Genomic DNA, 1,568 nt, shown 5'->3' with positions numbered 1-1,568 from the left:
GGCCCGCGCCGCGCAGCACCCCCGCGCCCGCGATCAGCCCGAACGCGAGCGCCGTGACCAGGCCGAAGGAGACCGTGAGCGACGTCGCGTTGGCGATCTGGCCGATGGCCGCCGGAGCGATGAGCCCCGAGGTGTAGGTGATCGTCGCGACGCCCGCGATGGCCTGGCTGGGCGCCGGGCCGCTGCGCGCCGCGGCCGCGAACGCCAGCGGCACGACGACCGCGATGCCCAGCCCGATCAGCCCGAACCCCGCGATGGCGAGTGCCGGGCCGTCCGCGAGGACCACCAGCAGACCGCCGGCCGTCGCTAGCACGCCGCTCGCCCGCACGGTCCGTACGGGCCCGAAGCGGCGCACCACCGCGTCGCCCGCGAACCGGGACGCGGCCATCGTGCAGGAGAACGCCGTGGTGCAGGCGGCGGCGAGGCCCGCGTCGGAGTCCATCACGTCCCGCAGATAGACCGCCGACCAGTCCAGGCTCGCGCCCTCCGCGAAGACCGCGCAGAACCCGACGGCGCCGATGACCAGCGCGGAGCGCGGCGGCAGCGTGAACCGCGGCGGCGGGTGCTCCTCGGCCGTGCCGCGCACATCGAGGACCCACCGGCAGGCGAACGCGCCCAGCGCCACGAGGACGGCCGCCGCGACGGCCAGATGCAGCCGGGCGTCCACGTCGGACCGCGCGGCGAGGGTGCCCGCCGCCGAGCCGAGGAGCGCGCCCGCGCTCCACATGCCGTGCAGCCCGGACATGATCGAGCGGCCGAGCCGCTCCTCGGTCTCCACCCCCAGCGCGTTCATGGCGACGTCCGCCGCCCCGGCCGTGGCGCCGTAGACGAACAGGACCGCGCACAGCCCGGCCAGGCCGGGGGCGACGGCGGGCAGCGCGAGCGCCGCGCACCACAGGCCGAGCAGTCCGCGCAGCGCGGTCCGGGAGCCGAAGCGGTGGGTTATCCGGCCCGCGAGCGGCATCGCGCACGACGCGCCGATCGCGGGGAACGCGAGCGCCAGCCCGAGCAGGCCCGAGCTGATCCCGAGGTGCTCCTGGATCCAGGGGACCCGGGTGGCGAAATTGCCGGTGACCGCGCCGTGCACGGCGAAGACCACCGAGATGGCGACGCGCCCCCGGCGCAGTTGCGGATCCGTGCCCTTGGCCATGCCCCCATGTCCTCCCCGAAGGGCCGCTGCTCCGCCCTCCTCCCGTCCTGCCCCGTCCATCCGGAGCGATAAACTATCAGGAACCCTGCCTGTTAAATAGCGCTGGAAACAACGCTGATCAACGCCTTCGGCCCAGCGCCCCACACCGCGTCTGCGAGGAACCCGGCATGCGCACCGCGACCCCGAGCACGGCCCGCGCCATCAACGACCGCATCGCACTCGAACTCCTCCGCGACGAGGGCCCCCTGACCGCGGGCCAGCTCAGGGACCGCACCGGGCTCGCCCGGCCGACCGTCGCCGACCTCGTCGAACGGCTCCGCTCGGCGGGCCTGATCGCAGTCGTCGGCGAGGCGGGCGCCGAGCGCCGCGGCCCCAACGCCCGGCTCTACGGGCTCGTCGCCGACCGCGCGCACCTGGC

At 75.6% G+C, this 1,568-nt stretch carries 2 protein-coding genes; one reads left to right on the top strand and one right to left on the bottom strand.

Annotated elements, in window-relative coordinates; all coding sequences use genetic code 11:
- On the bottom strand, positions 1-1,150 hold a 1,150-nt coding region (locus ACFU99_RS43170; RefSeq protein ID WP_384404139.1), incomplete at its 3' end, for an MFS transporter.
- Between the two features lie 167 nt (positions 1,151-1,317).
- Here ACFU99_RS43170 and ACFU99_RS43165 point away from each other — a divergent pair.
- On the top strand, positions 1,318-1,568 hold a 251-nt coding region (locus ACFU99_RS43165; protein WP_384404136.1), incomplete at its 3' end, for a MarR family transcriptional regulator.

The organism is Streptomyces sp. NPDC057654 (genome assembly GCF_042800135.1).
Lineage (GTDB): Bacteria > Actinomycetota > Actinomycetes > Streptomycetales > Streptomycetaceae > Streptomyces.
Note: the sequence above shows the minus strand (reverse complement) of the source record. Positions and strands in the feature narration are given on the sequence as shown.